The sequence below is a fragment of the Marinomonas mediterranea MMB-1 genome (assembly GCF_000192865.1).
Taxonomy (GTDB): Bacteria; Pseudomonadota; Gammaproteobacteria; order Pseudomonadales; family Marinomonadaceae; genus Marinomonas; species Marinomonas mediterranea.
Genome location: NC_015276.1, coordinates 4,394,440 through 4,415,280 on the forward strand (window position 1 = coordinate 4,394,440; position 20,841 = coordinate 4,415,280).

General features: G+C 44.9%; 15 protein-coding genes and 2 rRNA genes. 6 read left to right on the top strand and 11 right to left on the bottom strand.

What is annotated here, in order from left to right:
* The first annotated feature begins 105 nt into the window (after nucleotides 1-105).
* The 5 genes from MARME_RS20015 (at nucleotide 106) to arfB (ending at nucleotide 4,135) form a co-directional block, all read left to right on the top strand.
* Nucleotides 106-534, top strand: a complete 429-nt coding sequence (locus MARME_RS20015) for a YjfI family protein (RefSeq protein WP_013663095.1) — start codon at nucleotides 106-108, stop codon at nucleotides 532-534.
* 23 nt (nucleotides 535-557) lie between these two features.
* A complete protein-coding gene (locus MARME_RS20020; protein ID WP_013663096.1) occupies nucleotides 558-1,238 on the top strand; it encodes a PspA/IM30 family protein in 681 nt (226 codons plus the stop codon).
* Between the two features lie 31 nt (nucleotides 1,239-1,269).
* The gene (locus tag MARME_RS20025; RefSeq protein ID WP_013663097.1) at nucleotides 1,270-1,914 is read left to right on the top strand and encodes a YqiJ family protein; all 645 of its coding nucleotides are present in this window, start codon (nucleotides 1,270-1,272) and stop codon (nucleotides 1,912-1,914) included.
* Nucleotides 1,915-3,633 (top strand): flotillin family protein, encoded by a 1,719-nt coding sequence (locus tag MARME_RS20030; protein ID WP_013663098.1) that lies wholly within the window; start codon nucleotides 1,915-1,917, stop codon nucleotides 3,631-3,633.
* Between the two features lie 85 nt (nucleotides 3,634-3,718).
* Complete coding sequence (gene arfB, locus MARME_RS20035; RefSeq protein ID WP_013663099.1) at nucleotides 3,719-4,135, top strand: alternative ribosome rescue aminoacyl-tRNA hydrolase ArfB; 417 nt, start codon at nucleotides 3,719-3,721, stop codon at nucleotides 4,133-4,135.
* 59 nt (nucleotides 4,136-4,194) lie between these two features.
* Here the strand turns inward: arfB and MARME_RS20040 are convergent, their stop codons facing one another.
* The 8 genes from MARME_RS20040 to MARME_RS20075 all read right to left on the bottom strand — a co-directional run bounded on the left by MARME_RS20040 (nucleotide 4,195) and on the right by MARME_RS20075 (nucleotide 13,404).
* Complete coding sequence (locus MARME_RS20040) at nucleotides 4,195-4,611, bottom strand: BLUF domain-containing protein (RefSeq protein ID WP_013663100.1); 417 nt, start codon at nucleotides 4,609-4,611, stop codon at nucleotides 4,195-4,197.
* 458 nt (nucleotides 4,612-5,069) lie between these two features.
* Entirely contained in the window at nucleotides 5,070-7,040 is a 1,971-nt protein-coding gene (gene fhuB, locus MARME_RS20045) for a Fe(3+)-hydroxamate ABC transporter permease FhuB (RefSeq protein WP_013663101.1), read from the bottom strand.
* Complete coding sequence (locus MARME_RS20050) at nucleotides 7,037-7,957, bottom strand: iron-siderophore ABC transporter substrate-binding protein (protein WP_013663102.1); 921 nt, start codon at nucleotides 7,955-7,957, stop codon at nucleotides 7,037-7,039. Before MARME_RS20050 ends, fhuB begins: the two co-directional genes overlap by 4 nt.
* Nucleotides 7,951-8,694, bottom strand: coding sequence for an ABC transporter ATP-binding protein (locus MARME_RS20055; protein WP_013663103.1), 744 nt, complete (start codon nucleotides 8,692-8,694; stop codon nucleotides 7,951-7,953). Before MARME_RS20055 ends, MARME_RS20050 begins: the two co-directional genes overlap by 7 nt.
* A gap of 44 nt (nucleotides 8,695-8,738) precedes the next feature.
* Entirely contained in the window at nucleotides 8,739-9,452 is a 714-nt protein-coding gene (locus MARME_RS20060; RefSeq protein ID WP_013663104.1) for a siderophore ferric iron reductase, read from the bottom strand.
* 5 nt (nucleotides 9,453-9,457) lie between these two features.
* Nucleotides 9,458-11,593: a TonB-dependent siderophore receptor gene (locus tag MARME_RS20065; RefSeq protein WP_013663105.1), complete on the bottom strand. Its 2,136-nt coding sequence runs from the start codon at nucleotides 11,591-11,593 to the stop codon at nucleotides 9,458-9,460.
* Nucleotides 11,594-11,698: 105 nt separating this feature from the next.
* A complete protein-coding gene (locus tag MARME_RS20070; protein WP_013663106.1) occupies nucleotides 11,699-12,619 on the bottom strand; it encodes a helix-turn-helix domain-containing protein in 921 nt (306 codons plus the stop codon).
* Between the two features lie 188 nt (nucleotides 12,620-12,807).
* On the bottom strand, nucleotides 12,808-13,404 hold the full coding sequence (locus MARME_RS20075) for a transglutaminase-like domain-containing protein (RefSeq protein ID WP_013663107.1): 597 nt from the start codon (nucleotides 13,402-13,404) through the stop codon (nucleotides 12,808-12,810).
* Nucleotides 13,405-13,770: 366 nt separating this feature from the next.
* Between MARME_RS20075 and MARME_RS20080 the strand changes: the two genes are divergently transcribed.
* Nucleotides 13,771-15,657 (top strand): methyl-accepting chemotaxis protein, encoded by a 1,887-nt coding sequence (locus MARME_RS20080; RefSeq protein ID WP_013663108.1) that lies wholly within the window; start codon nucleotides 13,771-13,773, stop codon nucleotides 15,655-15,657.
* A gap of 110 nt (nucleotides 15,658-15,767) precedes the next feature.
* On the opposite strand, the gene MARME_RS20085 is transcribed toward MARME_RS20080, so the two are convergent.
* The 3 genes from MARME_RS20085 to MARME_RS20095 form a co-directional block, all read right to left on the bottom strand.
* Nucleotides 15,768-17,153 (bottom strand): ferredoxin reductase family protein, encoded by a 1,386-nt coding sequence (locus tag MARME_RS20085; RefSeq protein ID WP_013663109.1) that lies wholly within the window; start codon nucleotides 17,151-17,153, stop codon nucleotides 15,768-15,770.
* A gap of 274 nt (nucleotides 17,154-17,427) precedes the next feature.
* Nucleotides 17,428-17,542: ribosomal RNA gene (gene rrf / locus MARME_RS20090) — 5S ribosomal RNA — on the bottom strand.
* Between the two features lie 262 nt (nucleotides 17,543-17,804).
* Nucleotides 17,805-20,693, bottom strand: a 23S ribosomal RNA gene (locus MARME_RS20095).
* Nucleotides 20,694-20,841: the final 148 nt, after the last annotated feature.

The following is a 20,841-nucleotide window of genomic DNA, read 5'->3' on the forward strand; positions in this document are numbered from 1 at the left end:
AATAAAGAATTATTTTCAACTTTAGTTAAATATATTTAATTTTTATTGAATATATTTAAAAATATAGTTATGGTTTTAGAGAATTAAAAGCTTAAGGACGTTAACATGAATTGGACTTTGGAAAGTATTCACAACACTTTTATTCAAGCAGGCTTTTATCAATCACACCGAGTATCTGCTTCCTTTGAAGAAAGTACGCTGACCCTTATTTTCAATGAATTCGGCGACTTGCCTATCATTATGGCAATAGGCGATGGGCAAATCCTCGTCGAGGCAGCCTTGGTGGAGCGACATGAATTTGAAGACCCATCTGAAATCGACTATCGGCTTCTAACAACCCACAAATATCTGCCCTTAAGCACAATAGGGATTCAACCAATTGGCGGTGTTGATTGGTATGTCATTTTTGGTGCGCTCTCAACCAACTCCAAGATCGAAGTCATTATTGAAGAGCTGCAACTCTTAGTAAGGAACACCTTTCATGTCATTGATACGCTCGAACCTCTGTACCGTTTTAATACCTTAAAGCCATAAACTGAAATCCAAAGGAGTGAATGATGAACATATTCAGTAAGCTTTTTACCGCTTTAAAAGGTGGCGCCTCAGAAATGGGAGAGGCTGTTGTTGATGACAATGCAATTCGAATTCTTGAGCAAGAGCTACGAGAATCAAAAGCGTCATTGGATCTTGCTAAGGAGAGCGAAATTATGCTGTTAGCGAGCCAAAAACAGACGGAAGCGAAAATAGCAAAGCTCTCCAGCCAAATAGAAGAATACGAGAACAATGCGTTTGTCGCGCTAAAGCAAAATAACGAAGCATTAGCACTAGAGATTGCGCATCACATCGCCACCCTAGAAGCAGAACAAAAAAACAACAAAGACCAAGCAGAACATTTCGCTAAAAGCGCACACACATTGCGATCTCAGATCCAAAAAGCGGAAACCGACATTTCAGACTTTTATCGCCAATTAGAACAAGTGAAGGCAACAGATTCAGTTCAAAAAGCACAAGAAAATATGCATGCTAATATTCTCACAGGAAAACCTTCCGTAGCATCTGCAAAAGAAAGCTTGGAGCGCATTCGAAATAAACAAGAGCACTTTGAAGCGAGACTAGAAGCTTCTCAAGAGTTAGAGAGCCGCTCAACCCTAGATGAGAAGCTCAAGGACGCAGGTATTACTCCAAACGTGGCTTCAGCACAGAACATTTTAGATAAAATAAAAACACGCGCAGAATAAGCTGCGTTTAAAGAGTATCGGAGATTAGTGAATGCTCGATTTCATAATGGCGGACGGCAACAGCATCTACCTGCTTCTCGTGGCGAGTGTATTGTTTATAGCCTGTTTAGAAGGTTTATGTACTCTAGTGGGTTTTAGTTTTTCATCGTTAATTGATAATTTAACCCCAATAGACATTGATGCTCCAGACGGAGCGCTGACCAAAATTTTAGGGTGGATGTGCCTCGGCAGACTCCCTGTACTCATCTGGTTAATACTGTTAATCACGGGCTTTTCACTATCCGGACTTACAGTTAACTATGCCTTTTGGGCAATAGTTGGCGTCACTTTACCTTTCGTAATTTCTCTGCCAATCGCTTTCATTGCCTGTATTTTCATCACACGAATCGCAGGTAATGCCCTTGTAAACATATTGCCTAACAATGAATCATCTGCGGTGGCAACCGATTCGTTTGCAGGAGGTGTTGCCATCATCACAATTGGAACAGCGCGACAAGGCTCCCCAGCCGAAGCCTCGTTTACCGATAAATATAAACAAAAACACTATGTAATGGTTGAACCCTTAGCGGAAGAAACTTTCTCGCAAGGGCAACAGATTGTACTAATCGAAAAAGACGCAGGCGTTTGGAAAGGCTCACTCTTGCGTACGTCAATGATCAACAATGAGGAGAAATAAATGGAATTTTTGAACGACACAGCAGCAAGCTTCACACTCATCATAATCGGTGTAGTGTTTTTCGCTCTAATAGCCATCGGCTTAATCTTTGCGAGGCTCTATGTTCGTGCTACAAAAGAAGTCGCCTTTGTGAGAACGGGGTTAGGAGGGGAAAAAGTAGTAAAAGATGGTGGTGTTATCGTGCTTCCGGTTGTCCATGAAACGATCCCCGTCAATATGAACACGCTAAGAATAGAAGTCGAAAAAACTCAAAAAGACGCGTTGATCACTAAAGACAGAATGCGTGTTGATGTTAAAGCGGACTTTTATCTGCGAGTCGCACCGAATGCCGAAGGGATTTCAATGGCAGCGCAAACCCTTGGAACAAGAACCACGCGGGTTGAAGAAGTCAAAAAGCTCATGGAGTCCAAGTTTGTCGATGTATTACGCGCAGTCGCTGCAGAAATGAGCATGACTGAGATGCACGAACAAAGAGCTGATTTTGTCCAAAAAGTACAGCAAAACGTGGCCAATGATCTAGAGAAAAACGGTTTGGAGCTGGAGTCCGTTTCATTAACAGGGTTCGACCAAACAGATCTAGAGTTTTTCAATGAAAACAACGCATTCGACGCCGAAGGCCGTGCTAGGCTTGCGAAAATCATTGAAGAAAAACGTAAAGAAACCAATGATATACAACAAGAAAACCGTATAAAAATCGAACAAAGAAACCTCGAAGCGGAAAAGCAATCGTTGGACGTAAAGCGCAGTGAAGAAGAAGCTCGCCTAAACCAAGAGCAAATTCTCTCGTTCAAACGTCAGGAACAAAAAGCGGAAATCGCGAAGCAAAGAGAACAAAAAGAGCGCGAAGAACGAGAGGCGATGATCGCCAAAGAAAAAGCAATTGAAACCGCAGAAATTGAAAAATCTAAAGAAATAGAAACACGTGAAATTGCGAAGCGCCAAGCCTTAGAACAATCAACGATCCAACAACAGCAAGCCGTTGAAGTTGCAGAGCAAGTGAAACAAATTGCCATAGCCGAAAAATCAGAGGAAGAATCTGCAGCAAGAGCAAAAGCTGCCGAAGCAGAAAAAATCAAAGCTCAAAAAGAAGAAGAGGTCATCACAGTTAGGCATCTAGCAGAAGCAAACCGTCGCAAAGACATTGAAGTGATCGATGCTAAAAAAGAAGCCGAAAGAGAAGCCGTTGGCGTCACAACCGAAGCGGCCGCTAAAAAAGAAGCGAGTCTATCCACTGCTGAGGCAATTTTAACAGAAGCGAAAGCAAGTGCAGATGCCAAAATCCTTCAAGCAGAAGCAGATGAGAAAGTATTGGCGGTAGAAGCTGCTGGTAAAGAAGCGCTATACGAAGCGGAAAACACTCTAAAAGACGAACAGATCGACCTACAAAAATCATTAGCAATATTAAAAGTCCTTCCTGAACTCGTCGCCAATGCTGTGAAACCACTTGAAAGCATCGAAGGAATTAAAATTTTACAAGGCTACGGCGGCCAATCTAATCCTGTTTCGATGGGAGAATCCACCAGCCCAAGTATGGCAGATCAGGTTACGAATGCTGCCTTAAGTTACCGAGCAAATGCTCCGTTGGTGGACTCGTTGTTAAAAGAGCTCGGCGTAGTAGACAGCCAAAATGGCAGTTTAAATGACTTGGTCAATGGCAACAGTTTGCTAAACCAATCACTTGATAGCACGCAGAGCAGCAACGATTTAAACAACTCTTGATTTAAATCCATCGCTACATGCATTACCCTAGTATGAAGAATTTAAATTCGTTCCTTTATACTAGGGTATTTGTACAACCTTCCTAATGAACCTTATCATCTCTCACTCCGTTAGCATTCCTCCTCATGAAATCCAACTCACTGCAATTCGAGCGCAGGGTGCTGGCGGACAAAACGTCAACAAAGTCTCGAGCGCGATTCATCTTAGGTTTGATATCAGAGCGTCGTCTTTACCCGGTTTTTATAAAGAGCGTTTATTGGCTCTCAGTGATACGCGCATAACGAAAGAGGGTGAGATTATCATCAAGGCCCAGCAGCATAGAACACAGGAATTAAACCGAGAAGACGCGCTGGAACGATTAAAAGCACTTATTTTATCTGCCACTCGGGTGCAAAAAGCACGACGCGCAACGAAGCCGACTCGCTCTTCTCAGAAAAAACGTGTCGACTCTAAAAAGCAGAGAGGCAAGGTTAAAGCGTTACGCAAATCAAACTGGGACTAACGCTCTACAACCCGTTGCAATCTCCCGTTTATGGCGCCCTAGAGCGGCTAACTATTTCGTTATTCTGGCAATAACTCTTTCAGTTCCAATAACATTTGATAGGCACTGTCGCTGCGTAAGTTATAAGGGTTAAAGTTTTTTCGCGGAGAAAACTTAAGGTGGATAGCCTTGGACAACACTGATTCAGGTATAAACCCCATTGTCCAATCAGGGAATGCACGTACAGAAATGTCTTTAAACTCTAAGAGCACCAAATCCGAGTGGCGATTATCTTGAAGTAGTCGATTGTAGGTTTCATTTACCTGAAATCGCGAACCTTCGAGGCATTGTAAAAAATACTTTTGATCAAAAAAAAGCACGCCCGTAATGTCATTCAATTTATTGTGCTTGTTAGCACTATCAAGAATATCAGCGATCGCTGAAGGCGAAATATTATCCGAGATAGTACTCGCGTAGATTAATCTAGTTAAATACATGAAACGTCCATTTAAGATAAAGTTGGATTTCACGAAAATAAGGAAAAACGACGAGCATCAAACTCGCCATCTATAATCCCTTACCTAAAAATCCTTATACGTTAAGGGAGCTACCAACATGTTCTCAGACTTCGACGCGCGGATAACTGTTTAATCAAACCAATTTTGACTATAGTCTACAGATTCTCTTCTTACCCAATTATTTACACTCTATGAGAGAAAATTAACGGCTAAATCCGCCTCCTTATTTTAAATTGCGATGTCAGGCAGGTTTCAGCCACACCTGAACAAGCATGGCGCACCGCTAAAGTGCCAACAACTTATTCAATGGCTTAATGAGTGTCCCCCGAAAATCATACTCATCTTCTACCTTTATAGGAAAACCCTCCGCTCAACGAGTGGAAAAGCCAAAATATTACGTTAGTCGAGATGGGATTCACTAACAACCAGCATCAGAATCACCTCATTCGCTTTTGCTGCTGTATAAGCAATACCGCAAAATAACTCCCACCCAGTATCGCTACTACCGTGCCTGCCGCTAGTTGATAAGGATAAATCAGCACTTGCCCCAGCCAATCGGCGAATAAAAGTAAGTTAGCACCTACAAATGAGCCCATTAACATATGCTGACGGCTCGTTCTCGCTCCTAAAAGAGTGGCAATATGAGGAGCAATAATACTCACAAAGCTAATAGGCCCAACGAGTGCTGTAACATAGGCACACAGCGCTGCACAAAGCGAAAGTAGTATTAAAAAAGACGCAGGTACATTTAAGCCACGAGCGACCGCCTGGCTTCGCCCAAGCGCAAGCAAAACTATCCAACGATCAAGGGACAACACCATCACCACCATTGCGAAAACACCAACCGCTAGCGCAATGGCATTCTGTTCTGAGACTCGATAGGTAGAGCCCGCTAACCAAACTAAAATGTCGTACACTTCGGTTCCACCACGCGCTAATAAAGTCTGTACGAGAGCTTCGATAAGCGCAGAAATTGCGATGCCCGTTAAAATCATGGGCAGAGGTGCAAAACGAAAGCGACGCCCTAGGAACAGAAGTACTAGCAAAACACCCCCACTGCCCACAAACGCAATAAGTGGTCCTAACTGATAGATTTGGGCACCTAATACACCACCCGCGATCACTAGGGCAAATACAGCCCCTGCTGACATACCCAGCAAATCAGGGCTGGCCAATGGATTATGAATGATACGCTGAATCAGTACACCAGAAGCAGCCATACCTGCTCCAGCAAACAACGCCGCCACAATCCGAGGCCAACGCAATATCCATTGCTCCAGTTCAGGCCATTGCCATAAAAGCTGGGAGCCCGTTTGATGGGTAAATAGGCTTACGAGCACTAGCGAAAACAATACACTGATAACCAAAGGCAAATGATAGCGAGACCACTGCATTCGCCCTCGTATAATTTGATAAGCACTAAACTCTTGCTCAGTCAGTTTTCTACGAATTAGCCAGATAAAAATTGGGGCGCCAATCAAAGCGGTCGTCAGCCCTGTTGGTACAATTTCGATGCTCACCAAACTAACCAACTGTGCGACCATATCCGCGCAGAGAAGTAAAAATGCGCCTAGAACAAAAGAAAGAAATAACTCTGATGAAGCCGTCCTAGCATTGAGCATACGCGCTAAATTGGGCGCGATCAGGCCGAGAAATCCGATTATACCCACCGCTGTGATGGCGGCCGATAATGCCCAAAGGCCAGCGACCATAAGCACGATAAACGTTAGTAAAGTATTCAGCCCCCGACCACTAGCACCGCTCATACCAAGCTTTAGCAAGTCCAAAGGTCGCCCAGCAAACAAAAGAATTGCAATCAAAGGTAATAGATTCGGCCACAACCACTGCACCATTTCCCAGCCATTTTGGCCAAGGTCGCCTGCTCCCCATATAAAAAGGTTACGTGCATACTGATCATTTAACAGAATTAATGCGGTTGTCATCGCGCCAAACAATAAGTTTACCGCCATCCCAGCGAGAACAACCGATAACCCACTCAAGTTTCGTAAGCCACTAATCAACACAACAAAACCAAGTGCAATCATCGCACCGACCATCGCTGCCAACGTTCGAAAATTTTCCTGCCCCTCGGGCCATAGAATGGCGAGCACAATTAAACCGAGCCAAGCGCCACTGGAAGACCCTAACGTTACAGGCGACAGCAATGGATTTCGGGTGAGCTGCTGAATAACGCTACCGATGCTACCTAGAGTCGCACCGACTAACAATGCCATCGTTACTCTAGGTAGTTGACCGTGTAGCCAGATCAACTCTTCAAATTCTGTCGCTCCTTTCCTCCCAGAGATAAGCCAGATTTGTTCTAACCACGTCAACGATGTATCAATTTGCAATGTTATAAAAACAACGGGGAAAATCAGTAAGCAAAGCCCCTTTCGCGATATGATCATGGTGCGATGTCTAGTAACGAATCCGTCAGAGCTTGTGCAAGGTACCCTAACGACATTGCACCACCGTATGTCCAGGTTGAACGGATTGCGTTAACTTTTCCATGCCGTACAAAAGGCATTGCCTTCCAGAGAAGTGAGCGCTCTAGTTTTTGCTGTTGGTGAAAAGGCTCGAAATACAGCAAGTACCCTTCTTTTATCGCGTTCAGCTTTTTTATCCGTATTTGTGTTACTCCCCACTGGGTCACGGGCAAAGAGAACCCATTTTTCAACCCTAACCTCTCCAGCACATAAGTCGGCATTGCATTGTCACCGTACACCCAAACAGAGCTCGTACTTGCAAACCGCACAGTAGTAACTTCTGGTAGCTGCTCTCCAAATTTAGTTCTCAACTTACTCGTCAGGTTTTGAAAAAGCTGTTCGCGCTCCACCAGCCGCTGCTGTGCTATTTCTTCACGACCGACAAGACGACCAAGTTGTAAAAACGTCTTATCCGCTGCATCCATGTTGTTGTGGTCCTTGCGATAAGTATCAAAAACCAGCACAGGAGCAATATCACTGAGGCGCTCTCTAAGATCAAGAAGCGTTGGGGTGATCACAATGACATCTGGTTGAAGAGCGGTTAATTTCTCTAGATTAGGCTCGGCTCTAGAGCCGATATCCTCTGTCGTGTCAGAAATGGCAGGCCGCACAACCCATTCGGAGTAGCCTTCTATTTCGGGCATTGCCAGTGGCGTCACACCAAGCTCAACCAGATCCTCTGCCAATTCCCAAGATAAAGCGGCTATCCGTTTGGGCGCACTCTCAAAAACCGATTCACCATACTGATCCATCATAGTCACAGCAAATAGGCTGGTTGGTGAAGACATAAACAACAATAGAGCCAAATTTATTGTGGTCGCATGAACTCGACTTAACATACTAAGGCCACCTTAGATTCATGATTGGGATGTGGGGTTACCGTCATAGGAATACCGTACAGATCAACGAGCTTTTCTTTGTTCATCAACTCTTCAGGCGCCCCCTGATAAAAGCACCGCCCTTGCTGAAGCGCTATAATATGATCGGCATAACGCGCAGCCAGATTAATATCGTGCAATATAACAATCACACCTTGCTCATGCTGACGATTTAGGGAGTGGAGCAGATTCATCAACTCGTATTGATGCGCGATATCTAAGGCAGAAGTCGGCTCGTCCAACAATAGAATCGGAGACTGTTGCGCTAAAAGCATGGCAATCCATGCACGCTGACGCTCACCACCGGATAAGTCATCGGTAATTTTATGCTCGTAGCCCTGTAAATCAACTTGCTCTATGGCTCGTGCAATAATCTGATGATCGGTTTCATCTAAACGCCCGAATGCCCCTCTCCATGGGTAACGTCCGAGTGCAACCAACTCGCTGACCGTAAGCCCTGCTGCGCTGGGAATCCCCTGCGGTAAGAAGCTAATTCGCCGCGCTAATGCTTTATTCGATAATTGGCTTAGAGAAACGCCGTCAAGCAGAATATCACCCGAATCAAGCAGACTCTGTCTAGCCAACACATTCATCAGGGTGCTTTTCCCTGAACCATTATGCCCAATAATAGCGACCAACTTATTTGTCGGTATATTCAGTTCAGGCAATGCCAAAATGATACGCTCCTGACGAACCATTTGAATGTCTTTTAGTGTGAAGATATTCGCGCTCCCATACTATTCTACGCTCTGAAGTTCGACCTAGGGCAGTTGCTACAGAGCTCTCCGTTCGCACAACGAAATTGTAAACAGCAAGACCGTCTTAGATAGGTTTGTTCAGTCGATAAAGTGAACCGAGCGGTTTCAATTTTCGGTAGCACTAACGATCGTCTCCAGAGGTCATATTGAGAAATAACCCAATCATACGTTAACTCAGGATAAACAGTGGAAACATGCTCTAAAACTAAGATCACCTGATCTGCGAGCAGCGCTTTATAGTAATGTCCGCGCCCGCCGACTTGCTTCGCTATAGCCGACTCTAATTTACGAAACAACTGAGTGATAAACTCTCCAGACCAAACAATGCAATGCTCCGTATTCTCACTCACGTACCAGTCGCCTTTTGGCAAGTAATACCCAGCCACTGAGTTACCAATCCGCCTTTGTTCAATACGACTCAACCCCTGTGGGACGGCATGTAAACGATACACACAGATCATCGCTAGATAAATCGGCTGCCAACACAACAATGCCCAGCTTCTCGCACGCCAATAGCCGACTTTTGCTTCTGGGTGCGCACGGCTCAAGGCCTCAATAAGAGGCACGACGGTACTCTCCGAATCAGGGTGAATCATCCCTTTTTGAGGAACGGCCATACCGACCAAAGGGGGCAAGTATGACTGCGCTAGATCAATCAAGGCTTGATCATAATGGACATGCAAAACGTGATCAGTCATCAGGCCTAAAAATCATATCGAGCGGACACTTCATAGGCGCGTTCGTCTCCATACCAGCAGTTATTCGTGTCATAACAACTGTAGTAGGTCTCATCCATTAAATTCGTGACGGACAATTGAATGGATGCGCCCTCCAACTCGGTTGAGAACATACCTAGATCATAACCTATGGACGCATCGACCAAAGTTGCAGAAGGAACAGTCTCAGTGTTAGCTGAATCCATCTGCATCTTACCAATATATCGAACACCTAGCCCCAAACCTGCTCCCTCAAATAGTCCTTCAATAGAGTTGTAATTCAACCAAACGGCTGCGGTTGTCTCAGGAACCCATATCGGAGTATTCCCTTGTATTCCACTATTATCTTTGGTGACCTCGACCTCTTGTTTGGTTACTGCCATACGCATGTCGAGCGCATCAGTCAGGTTTTGCGTTAAGTCGATTTCTACGCCACGAGAACGCACCTCCCCAACTTGAATTTGATCGTAGGCAGTACCATTAGGGTCGCGCGTTTTCACTTTTTGTTTAGTAATTTCATAAAGTGAAACGGTTGCTAGTGTATTTTTACCTGAGAATTTAAAGCCCGCCTCGATTTGCTGCGCTTCGGATGGCTCAAACTTATTACCATCTTTGTCGGAACCGCTTTCCGCTTCAAAGCTCTCGGCGTAACTTATAAATGGAGAAAAACCACTTTCCATTTCATATAATAAGCCTGCACGCCCAGTAAATGCATCTTGTGTAAGCTTGGTATCCGTGTCCGCTCCGTACTTCTTACCTTTTTCTGTGCTTTCAAAATCATCATATCGCCCACCAACGATCACTACCCAATTTCCAGCACGCATCTGGTCTTGTAGGTAAACCCCAGTTTGTTCTTTTTCTATAGTGAAATCACTGCTGTAGCCCGATGCGGCAAAGTCGAGTCCAGCGCGAGTAATTTGGTAATAATTTGGAGTATAAAGGTCGATAGAAGGTGCAGCGGCGTCCTCGTATTTTATGTCCGACTCTAGCTTAAGATAATCCAATCCAAATAGTAGGTTATGCTCAACAACTCCAGTGTCAAATGTGCCTGAGAACTGGTTATCGACCGTTACACTCTTAGTCGCTTCATCTGTTAAGTAAGCACGGCGTGACAACGTTTTTTCATCCGCTGCCAGTCCTGTTGAGTAGGTGTTTTCCTGATAGGCTGTTGCATCCATAAACCGTGCGTTTTGTAAGAAAGACCAGTTGTCATTAAATGAATGGTTTATTTTATAACCTGCCATTAACACTTCTTTTTCATAGGTTTCCCAGTTTGCGTCACCAGCATATGCATCGGAACTCAGGCTACCGTTCACGTTATCTAAAACTGTTCCTTTAGCAGGCAACGAAGAATAGATCCCCATACTCGGGTCTTTTTGATAGTAAAGGTTGAAGTTCACTAATGTCTTTTCATTCACATGCCAATCCAGCGATGGAGCAAGCATAATGCGTTCTTCTTCAGACGTTTCAGCTTGACCGTCTTTGCTGCGTCCGAGCCCTACAACCCGATAATTTAGACTGTCATTAATTGCACCAGTACTATCAAACGTTAGCTCTTGCTTTTCATCATTCCCGAGGGCTACTTCTATACTATGAGAGGGTTCTTCTTGCGGAGACTTTCCAATGACGTTCACCATACCACCTGGAGGCATCGCGCCATAAAGCGTAGACGTTGGACCCTTAAAGACTTCAACCTGCTCGATCGCTACGACATCAATCTGAGGCTGCAGATTCCAGTCATTATATAAAAGTCGCAACCCATCGTAATAAGTCTGATCGTTTTGAAACCCTCGGATACTAAAGAGATCCAAACGTGTTACGCCACCCCCTCGTAGTTCGGTATTAATACCGGATGTATAACGAACGGCTTCGGCAATGCTTTCAACCCCTTGCTGCTCGAGTGCTTCAGCATCAATAACAGAGATACCTTGAGGCGTTTCGCTGGAAGTTAGCTTTGTCTTAGTCGCGGTATTACGGTAAGTTTCACCACTCACTGTCAATGTTTCCAACGCTATATCACTTTGAGCGTGCTCTTCGCCCTCTGCTGCGAAAACAAGGTTTGAGGATACGCTTGCAACCGCTATCGCAACTAAGCTAGGTAAAAAAGGCGCAGATCGATTCATAGTAATAAGAACTCCAACAAATACTTTATTGAGAATGAATCTCATTTTATGTGTTGGGCGCTTTCTCGACTTAACAATTTGGTGCATGCTCACAAAAACAGTCCGCTACAACGTCATTTCCTGCTCTTGCTGACGAGGGATAACAGGAAGCCAGTATTCCATATAACTACTATCCAACTCTGGGCTGTAGTTTCGACCATACTGCTCTAGTTCAAAGCCATTTATCCCCAAATAATTTGAATCTGGCAACCAATGAAACATAAACCAACGCACAGCGGCTTCTAAATTCCTAACATTACCGAATACAGGAATAACTGCGTATTCCTGTTGTGGAATCGTTAGTTTAGTGAGGGCCTTCGCACCGTAATTTGAAAGATCTTCATTTAACCCCCCTTGATAGCCCGCCCAATAACACAACTCGTCTGGACTGCTTTCATAGCGAGCATCAATCACGCCGACTTCATCGACACCATCGACGTGAGTTGACTTGCTACGCTGCAAGTCCCGCCAGATACGAGGTACCTTGGAGGCAAAGTCCGGCGTAGAAGAAAAAGGCCCATGTATCGTATTGTGCACACCAAATACATTGAATGATTCACGAGTTTCTATTCTGATTTGCGCATAAAGTTTTGACGTAACTGAAGGATATCTATCAGGTGATACATATTGCAATGGTGTTCTTAAACCACGGCGCAGACCTTGGCGTCGGTATTGCCCTGGCGTACAACCAAACATTTGACGAAATGCACGATTAAAGCTGACTTCGGATTCAAAGCCACAATCAAGTGCTATATCAAGGTGTCGTGCCGTTGAACTAATTAGGAGCTCTGCTGCCAAGCTAAGCCGGAGTTCTCGCACATACTGCGCGACAGTTAAACCCGTCGCATCACCAAAGACCCTTTGAAATTGCCAACGCGACCAGCAGCTCTTTGAAGCCAAACTGGCCACGGAAATAGACTCGTCCAGATGAGTGTGAATGTAATCCAGTACTTTCTCAATACGAGTAAGACTTGGGGGTTCAGACATTAGGCACCTATGACTAAGGCAATACTATAATAACGACTTGCCTTAGCACCTACTCCCTCAAAAGCAAATCACCCATAAAAAATAAAGATTATCATTACTATTTAAAAGTATTGCAAGAGGTGAAACATTACGCTCTCTACCAGTGCGTAAAATCGTTATTTCAAAGTAACCCAAGCCCCTCTATTCTCCTACAGGGATACCACATCAGGCAGGTTTTCCAATACATCAAGATAAGTTTGGCTAGTCGTTAATATGGTCACGACTTCTTGCACTGGCTCAACGTAGATCGTTTCGAAATCGTGTTCTCCTGGGGTTTTAAGGAGAAAAGCCAGTTGCTCCATAGGAGGCGTAAATTGAGAATCAACACCCTGCTTGTTGCCGCGCGCATCCATTCGATACCAGCCATGATCTTTTAAATACACTGCATTCAAGCCATGTAAACAATATGGTGGGCTGTCGTCGTTAATAGTCAGGCGCTGATAGCATAATCCTGTAGGAATCGCATTGGCCCTTAATAGCGCCGCCAACAAATGGCTCTTTGCGTAGCAATAGCCTGTTCCATAGCTTAGAACTTCGGATGCCTTGCAGGTCACTGGGTTTTCTTTGTAATCAGAGCTGTGACGAATGTGGTCTCGCACAAATTCAAAGCAACGCTTAACCACATCTCGCTCACCTTGACAGTTTTGAGCCAATTCTTTGGCTTTTTGAGTAATAGCTGGCTCACGCCAGTCAATATAAACAGATTCTTCTAGGTAGTCCCCTAGATGATTTGAAATCGGCCTCACGGAATTTTTCCTTAAACTGATAAGACTCGTTATGAATAGATCATTGAGTATAACGCCTTTACTCACACATCACACAGTATGCCTTGAACGTAGATTTTTCCATTTCACCAATTAGTCATATAAACACTGCTATATTAATAATTAGGGAAAGTACAGGTAACGCTAGAGGTAATGGACTTATTCGTACCTTCCTTAGCCATTCGTTGTGAGTAAACCTTACAGAGGGAGGTGAATGGCTAATTCGCTCACATCTTCGCTAGACCTTGATTTTCTAACGAGATGATCGCCTCAAGCGACAATTAATAGTCGGTTTACCAAGATAATTGTCGCTTTAACATCAAATTTCCCGATTTAGAGGAACCCAAAATGTCTCTTACTCGCAAAATACTCTTAATAAGTTGCATCATTGTGATCATCCTAACCGTCATTCAAACGTACGTTACGGCCTACAGCCTGAGACTTCAAATAAGAGAAAGCATCACGACATCTAGCTTCTTATATGCAAAGAGTAATGCGGGGACGATCGCATCATGGATAGAGCAGAAAAAAGCGGCCATTAACGCGTTTGCAGACGCTATTGAAAGGGTTAGTTCTGAGCAAGAAATCATCGATCAAATTAAAACCACAGTGATTTCTGGTGGCTTTCGTTCTGTACTTTATGGCACGGAGGATGGAGATACATACCGCAATATTGGCCTCAATACAAAGGCGGGATACGACCCTCGCATCAGACCTTGGTATAAAGGCGCTATTAACGAGTCAAATACCGTAATAAGTGCTCCGACCGTTGGCGCATCAAGCGGTTTGCTTATCACCTTTGTTTCGAAGAAAGTCGTCACTAATAACAAGCAGGGGGTAGTGACTGCAACGCTCCCTTTAGACGGTATTAACGACAGTGTTCTGTCTATTAAAGTGCCTGGAAATGGCATCGCATTTTTGGTTTCAGGTGAAGGCACCATCATTGCCAATAAAAACGATGCGTTAAACAATGCGCCACTAAACCAGCTACTGCCTAACATTAGCATCAATCAGCTGCTTCAGTTTGTTGATCAAGAACGCCTCCTTTCCGTTGATTATAATAACCTAAACTACTTAACATCCGTATCGAGTGTCGCTGGCAGCAATTGGTACCTTGTGTTAATGAATCAAGAAGACGTATTAATGGCGCCAGCGCGGGAAGTGCTAATCTATCAGATCATTATCGCGATTGTGACGATCATAGTTGCTATCTTCATCCTCAGCCTTGTTATCACCCGACTTTTACGTAGTTTAGTGCGTGTCTCGGATGCGCTGACGAGTATCGCCCAAGGTCAAGGCGATCTAACAGTCAGTATCGAATCAAACAGTAAAGATGAAGTGGGACAACTTGCGGACAGTTTCAATAAGTTCGTTAAGAAAATGCGCGATATCGTCTACAACGTTAACTTACTCTCTAACGAGGTGTTAACCCAATCCAATGCCATGGCCACATCGACCCAAGAGCGCTTGAAAAGAGCGAAGCATCAACAAGACGAAATCGTGATGCTGTCGACTGCTTTCAATGAGATGGCAACAGCGACAGCGGATATCGCCAGCAATGCAGAACAAACCGATCAAAATGCCCAATCGAGTGTTGAAATAAGCCAAAAAGGTAACGACTTATCTCAGAAAAGTAAAAATTCAATTAATAACTTATCGTCTGAAATTTCCTCTGCTAGTCAAATAGTTGAAGATCTCAGTGTTCAGGGCGATAAAATTAATCATATTGTGTCTACCATTAATGATATTGCCGAACAAACCAATTTGTTGGCACTGAATGCTGCAATTGAAGCTGCACGAGCTGGAGAACAAGGGCGTGGCTTTGCCGTCGTAGCCGATGAAGTACGTGTACTGTCCCAGAAAACACATCAATCGACTGAAGAGATCAATCAGATGATTATCGGACTGCATGACTCAACTTCAAAAGCAGTTAACGCAATGCAAGCCTGCCATGAACAAGCTCTTGAAAGTGTCGAAGACAGTAACAACACCAGTACCAGTTTTGGAGAAATAGCAGACTCCATTCAACACATCAGCGATATGGCGGCACAAATAGCAACAGCCGCCGAAGAACAAGCCACAGTGACGGCAGAAATTAACGCCAATACCGAAGCGATTCGTGAGCTTGCTGTTGAACTCGAAGATGAAGCGCAAAAAGATACGAAAGAAGCGGCTACCTTAAATGGTTACGCGAGTGAGCTAATAGAAAACGTTAGTAAGTTCAAAATCGACTAACAGTAATAGATAATAAAGTCTTCTTGCGAAAGCAAACCCGTTCATTAGAGAGGGTCACTGTATCTACGGTGACCTTCTCTAAATAAAGCAAATGTGTATGTGCTTGTACGTTACGACTGTAACCACGACTCTACGCGCTTTACAGTTTGCTCCCAAGCCCTATCCCACAGTACTCGAAACCTTGACTCCGACAGAGGAAAACGCATTTTAAATTGCATCGTTCCCCAAGATATCAGCTGTGTTAAACCAATCCCCGAACGAATCTCAAACTCTTCATAGTGAAAACGGCGGCCATTTAGCCCTAGCTTTCGCAAGTTAAGCAGTAAGTCTCTGCGCATGCTCTTCGATCCGCAGAACGATACGGATACTTTAGGCCAGCTTGTAGGCAGCTTACTTCTAATTAGTTCTGCATTAATACGCATACCTTGAGACGAATCGATACAATGCAGCTTAAGGTTTGGCTTTTCGAGAGCGATTGTCTTTAGCTCGTCCAAATGGATTGCATCACGTTCTTTCCTATAGCAATAGAATAGGTGGACTTCTTGCTCTTTGCCGAGAGCATTCGCCCATGCAACAAATGGTGTTATACCAACACCACCGGCAACCCATACTTGAGGTTGCTTGGTTCGCTTCATTAGGAAGTTGCCATAGGCATTAGATAAGGTAGCCTTTGTCCCAACTGAGATTTCAGATTGGAAGCGCTTGGTATAATCACCTAATGCACTCACCGTGAAACGCACTAAACCATCAGAATCTGGGGCTTTACTGATGGTAAATGGGTGAGCTTCCGACAAATTAGGCTTATTAAATTTAACAAAAGCAAACTGCCCTGCATAATGCTTCAGTTTTTTATCTAAGGGAGCAAGCGTAACAGCGACACTGCTTCCTCTACGCTCTACTTTTGTGACCTGATATCGATGATGCTTACGCATAAAAATACGAAAGCCTAAGCAATAGAAGTAACTCAAGGTACCCACTACACCAAATACCATCGTGTACACGCCAACAAAGCTAGTTATCTCAAACGGCTTTGGAATAAAGACAAAATGCAAAACACCACAGATAAACATGACGCCCATTAACTTATGACTCAGTTTCCACAAGTTATAGGGAATGGCTGTGAGTACAGTCACTAATAAAAGAACTTGTAAGGCGTCTAAACTAAAACCACCCAGACTCTCGCCGAAGTCGGCTAGATTACCGCCTTTCAACCCCCGAATATCGGGATCAATGTTGTCATGCAATAAAACGAGGACCAACGCACTGATCCCTAGCCATTTGTGGAAAATATAAATTCGATCCATGCCACCGAATAGAGATTCAAGCCCTGTTAATCGGGTTGCCATTAATTGAACAAAGCCCATCGCGACAATCGCAGCAACACCAAAATATTGGCTGATTAAAGGCGTGATAGGATATTGACCTGCAAGAGTATAAAACTCATAGCTCGGAACAAGCAGTAATATTACAACCAGCAGTAGGCCAGGAAGGCGCATTTTTCTCTCCCAATTAGAATAGAGTGCGAATTTTAATAATATTAGAAGAGAATACTTAAGAGAGTATTAAGGGAGTATTTAAGAAAGCTTTCTAGAGTCCGAGGCTTTATGCCCGCTCCCCTTTGTAAGAGGAGGAAATACTCTATATCTACAAGTAGATAATTGAATTTTACGCACTTTTAGGAGGGTATTTGCTTGCAAGATTCTCGGTCTGGTTCAGTCCAAAAACAGAAAAAGCCCTGACCATTTCTGATCAGGGCTTTCTGTATTAGAAGCTTGACGACGACCTACTCTCACATGGGATCCCCCACACTACCATCGGCGATGGCGCTTTTCACTTCTGAGTTCGGGATGGGATCAGGTGGTTCAACGCCTCTGTGATCGTCAAGCAAACTGGGATGTGTTCGTTCTGGGTGATCGATTGTTTCTCTGATCTCTTCCCAAAACACACAAGTTCGTTACTTGGCTTATCTTACTGATTCTGCTGGCTTTTTCAATCTAATTCATAGATTTAATCGCTCAACGCAATCAGCGTGCTTTAACAATGCTTTTTGAAATAACTCTAATCAAACTTCAAACCCACTCTCTCATCAAGAGCGTCGTAAATTCATATGCACTTCGCAGTCTTTCTCAAAACCACTTTGGTGTTATATGGTCAAGCCTCACGAGCAATTAGTATTGGTTAGCTCAAGGCCTCACAACCCTTACACACCCAACCTATCAACGTCCTAGTCTCGAACGGCTCTTTAGGGAACTTAAAGTTCCAGTGAGATCTCATCTTGAGGGAGGCTTCCCGCTTAGATGCTTTCAGCGGTTATCCCGTCCGAACATAGCTACCCGGCAATGCCACTGGCGTGACAACCGGAACACCAGAGGTTCGTCCACTCCGGTCCTCTCGTACTAGGAGCAGCTCCTCTCAAATCTCAAACGTCCACGGCAGATAGGGACCGAACTGTCTCACGACGTTCTAAACCCAGCTCGCGTACCACTTTAAATGGCGAACAGCCATACCCTTGGGACCGGCTTCAGCCCCAGGATGTGATGAGCCGACATCGAGGTGCCAAACACCGCCGTCGATGTGAACTCTTGGGCGGTATCAGCCTGTTATCCCCGGAGTACCTTTTATCCGTTGAGCGATGGCCCTTCCATACAGAACCACCGGATCACTAAGACCTACTTTCGTACCTGCTCGACGTGTCTGTCTCGCAGTTAAGCGCGCTTTTGCCTTTACACTCTATGCATGATTTCCGACCATGCTGAGCGCACCTTCGTGCTCCTCCGTTACTCTTTGGGAGGAGACCGCCCCAGTCAAACTACCCACCACACAGTGTCCTCGATCCCGATAAGGGACCTGAGTTAGAACCTCAAACATACCAGGGTGGTATTTCAAGATTGGCTCCACTTGAACTGGCGTCCAAGTTTCAAAGCCTCCCACCTATCCTACACAAGTAGGTTCAAAGTTCACTGTGAAGCTATAGTAAAGGTTCACGGGGTCTTTCCGTCTAGCCGCGGATACACAGCATCTTCACTGCGATTTCAATTTCACTGAGTCTCGGGTGGAGACAGTGTGGCCATCGTTACGCCATTCGTGCAGGTCGGAACTTACCCGACAAGGAATTTCGCTACCTTAGGACCGTTATAGTTACGGCCGCCGTTTACTTGGGCTTCGATCAAGAGCTTCGCTTACGCTAACCCCATCAATTAACCTTCAAGCACCGGGCAGGCGTCACACCCTATACGTCCACTTTCGTGTTTGCAGAGTGCTGTGTTTTTAATAAACAGTCGCAGCCACCTGGTATCTTCGACCGATCAAAGCTTAGAGAGCAAGTCTCATCACCCTAACCGGCGCACCTTCTCCCGAAGTTACGGTGCCATTTTTGCCTAGTTCCTTCACCCGAGTTCTCTCAAGCGCCTTGGTATTCTCTACCTGACCACCTGTGTCGGTTTGGGGTACGGTCTATGTATATCTGAAGCTTAGAAGTTTTTCCTGGAAGCATGGCATCAACCACTTCACCCAAAAGAGGGTTCGTCATCAATTCTCAGCCTTAAGAGGGTCCGGATTTACCTAAACCCTCAGCCTACAACCTTAAACGCGGACAACCATCGCCGCGCTGGCCTAGCCTTCTCCGTCTCTCCATCGCAATATACATCGGTACAGGAATATTAACCTGTTTCCCATCGACTACGCTTTTCAGCCTCGCCTTAGGGGCCGACTCACCCTGCCCTGATTAACATGGGACAGGAACCCTTGGTCTTCCGGCGAGGGGGTTTTTCACCCCCTTTATCGTTACTCATGTCAACATTCGCACTTCTGATACCTCCAGCCTGCCTTACAGCTTGACCTTCAACGGCTTACAGAACGCTCCTCTACCATACTAGTAAACTAGTATCCGTAGCTTCGGTGTACAGTTTAGCCCCGTTATATCTTCCGCGCAGGCCGACTCGACTAGTGAGCTATTACGCTTTCTTTAAAGGGTGGCTGCTTCTAAGCCAACCTCCTAGCTGTCTAAGCCTTCCCACATCGTTTCCCACTTAACTGTAACTTTGGGACCTTAGCTGACGGTCTGGGTTGTTTCCCTTTCCACGACGGACGTTAGCACCCGCCGTGTGTCTCCCGCGCTCATACTCATTGGTATTCGGAGTTTGCATGGGGTTGGTAAGTCGGGATGACCCCCTAGCCCAAACAGTGCTCTACCCCCAACGGCAATACGCGAGGCGCTACCTAAATAGCTTTCGAGGAGAACCAGCTATCTCCGGGCTTGATTAGCCTTTCACTCCTATCCACAAGTCATCTCCAAACTTTTCAACGTGTGTGAGTTCGGTCCTCCAGTTGATGTTACTCAACCTTCAACCTGCTCATGGATAGATCGCCCGGTTTCGGGTCTATTCCCAGCAACTAAACGCCCTATTAAGACTCGGTTTCCCTACGGCTCCACTACATGCTTAACCTTGCTACTGAAAATAAGTCGTTGACCCATTATACAAAAGGTACGCAGTCACCGAACTAAGTCGGCTCCCACTGCTTGTACGTACACGGTTTCAGGATCTATTTCACTCCCCTCACTGGGGTTCTTTTCGCCTTTCCCTCACGGTACTGGTTCACTATCGGTCAGTCAGGAGTATTTAGCCTTGGAGGATGGTCCCCCCCATATTCAAACAGGATATCACGTGTCCCGTCTTACTCGATTTCATTGATAAGGCATTTTCGTATACGGGGCTATCACCCACTATGGCGACCCTTTCCAGAGTCTTCTACTAACACCAAATCAACTTAAGGGCTAATCCCCTTTCGCTCGCCGCTACTAAGGGAATCTCAATTGATTTCTTTTCCTAAGGGTACTTAGATGTTTCAGTTCCCCTCGTTCGCCTCGTAACGCTATGTATTCACGTTACGATACCCGCAAGCGGGTGGGTTTCCCCATTCGGAAATCTTGGGATCAAAGTCTGTTTATCGACTCCCCCAAGCTTATCGCAGATTACCACGTCCTTCATCGCCTCTGACTGCCAAGGCATCCACCGTGCACGCTTGGTCACTTGACCATATAACCCAAAATGATCTCATTCAGTAATACTGAATCAGAAACATTGAACTACATACCAAAGAGCTTTTGTACCTCTTTGGATTTACGATTGTTAGATTGTTTACTCAAATCTCAGAAGGAATTAAGAGATCCGAATATCAATCCAC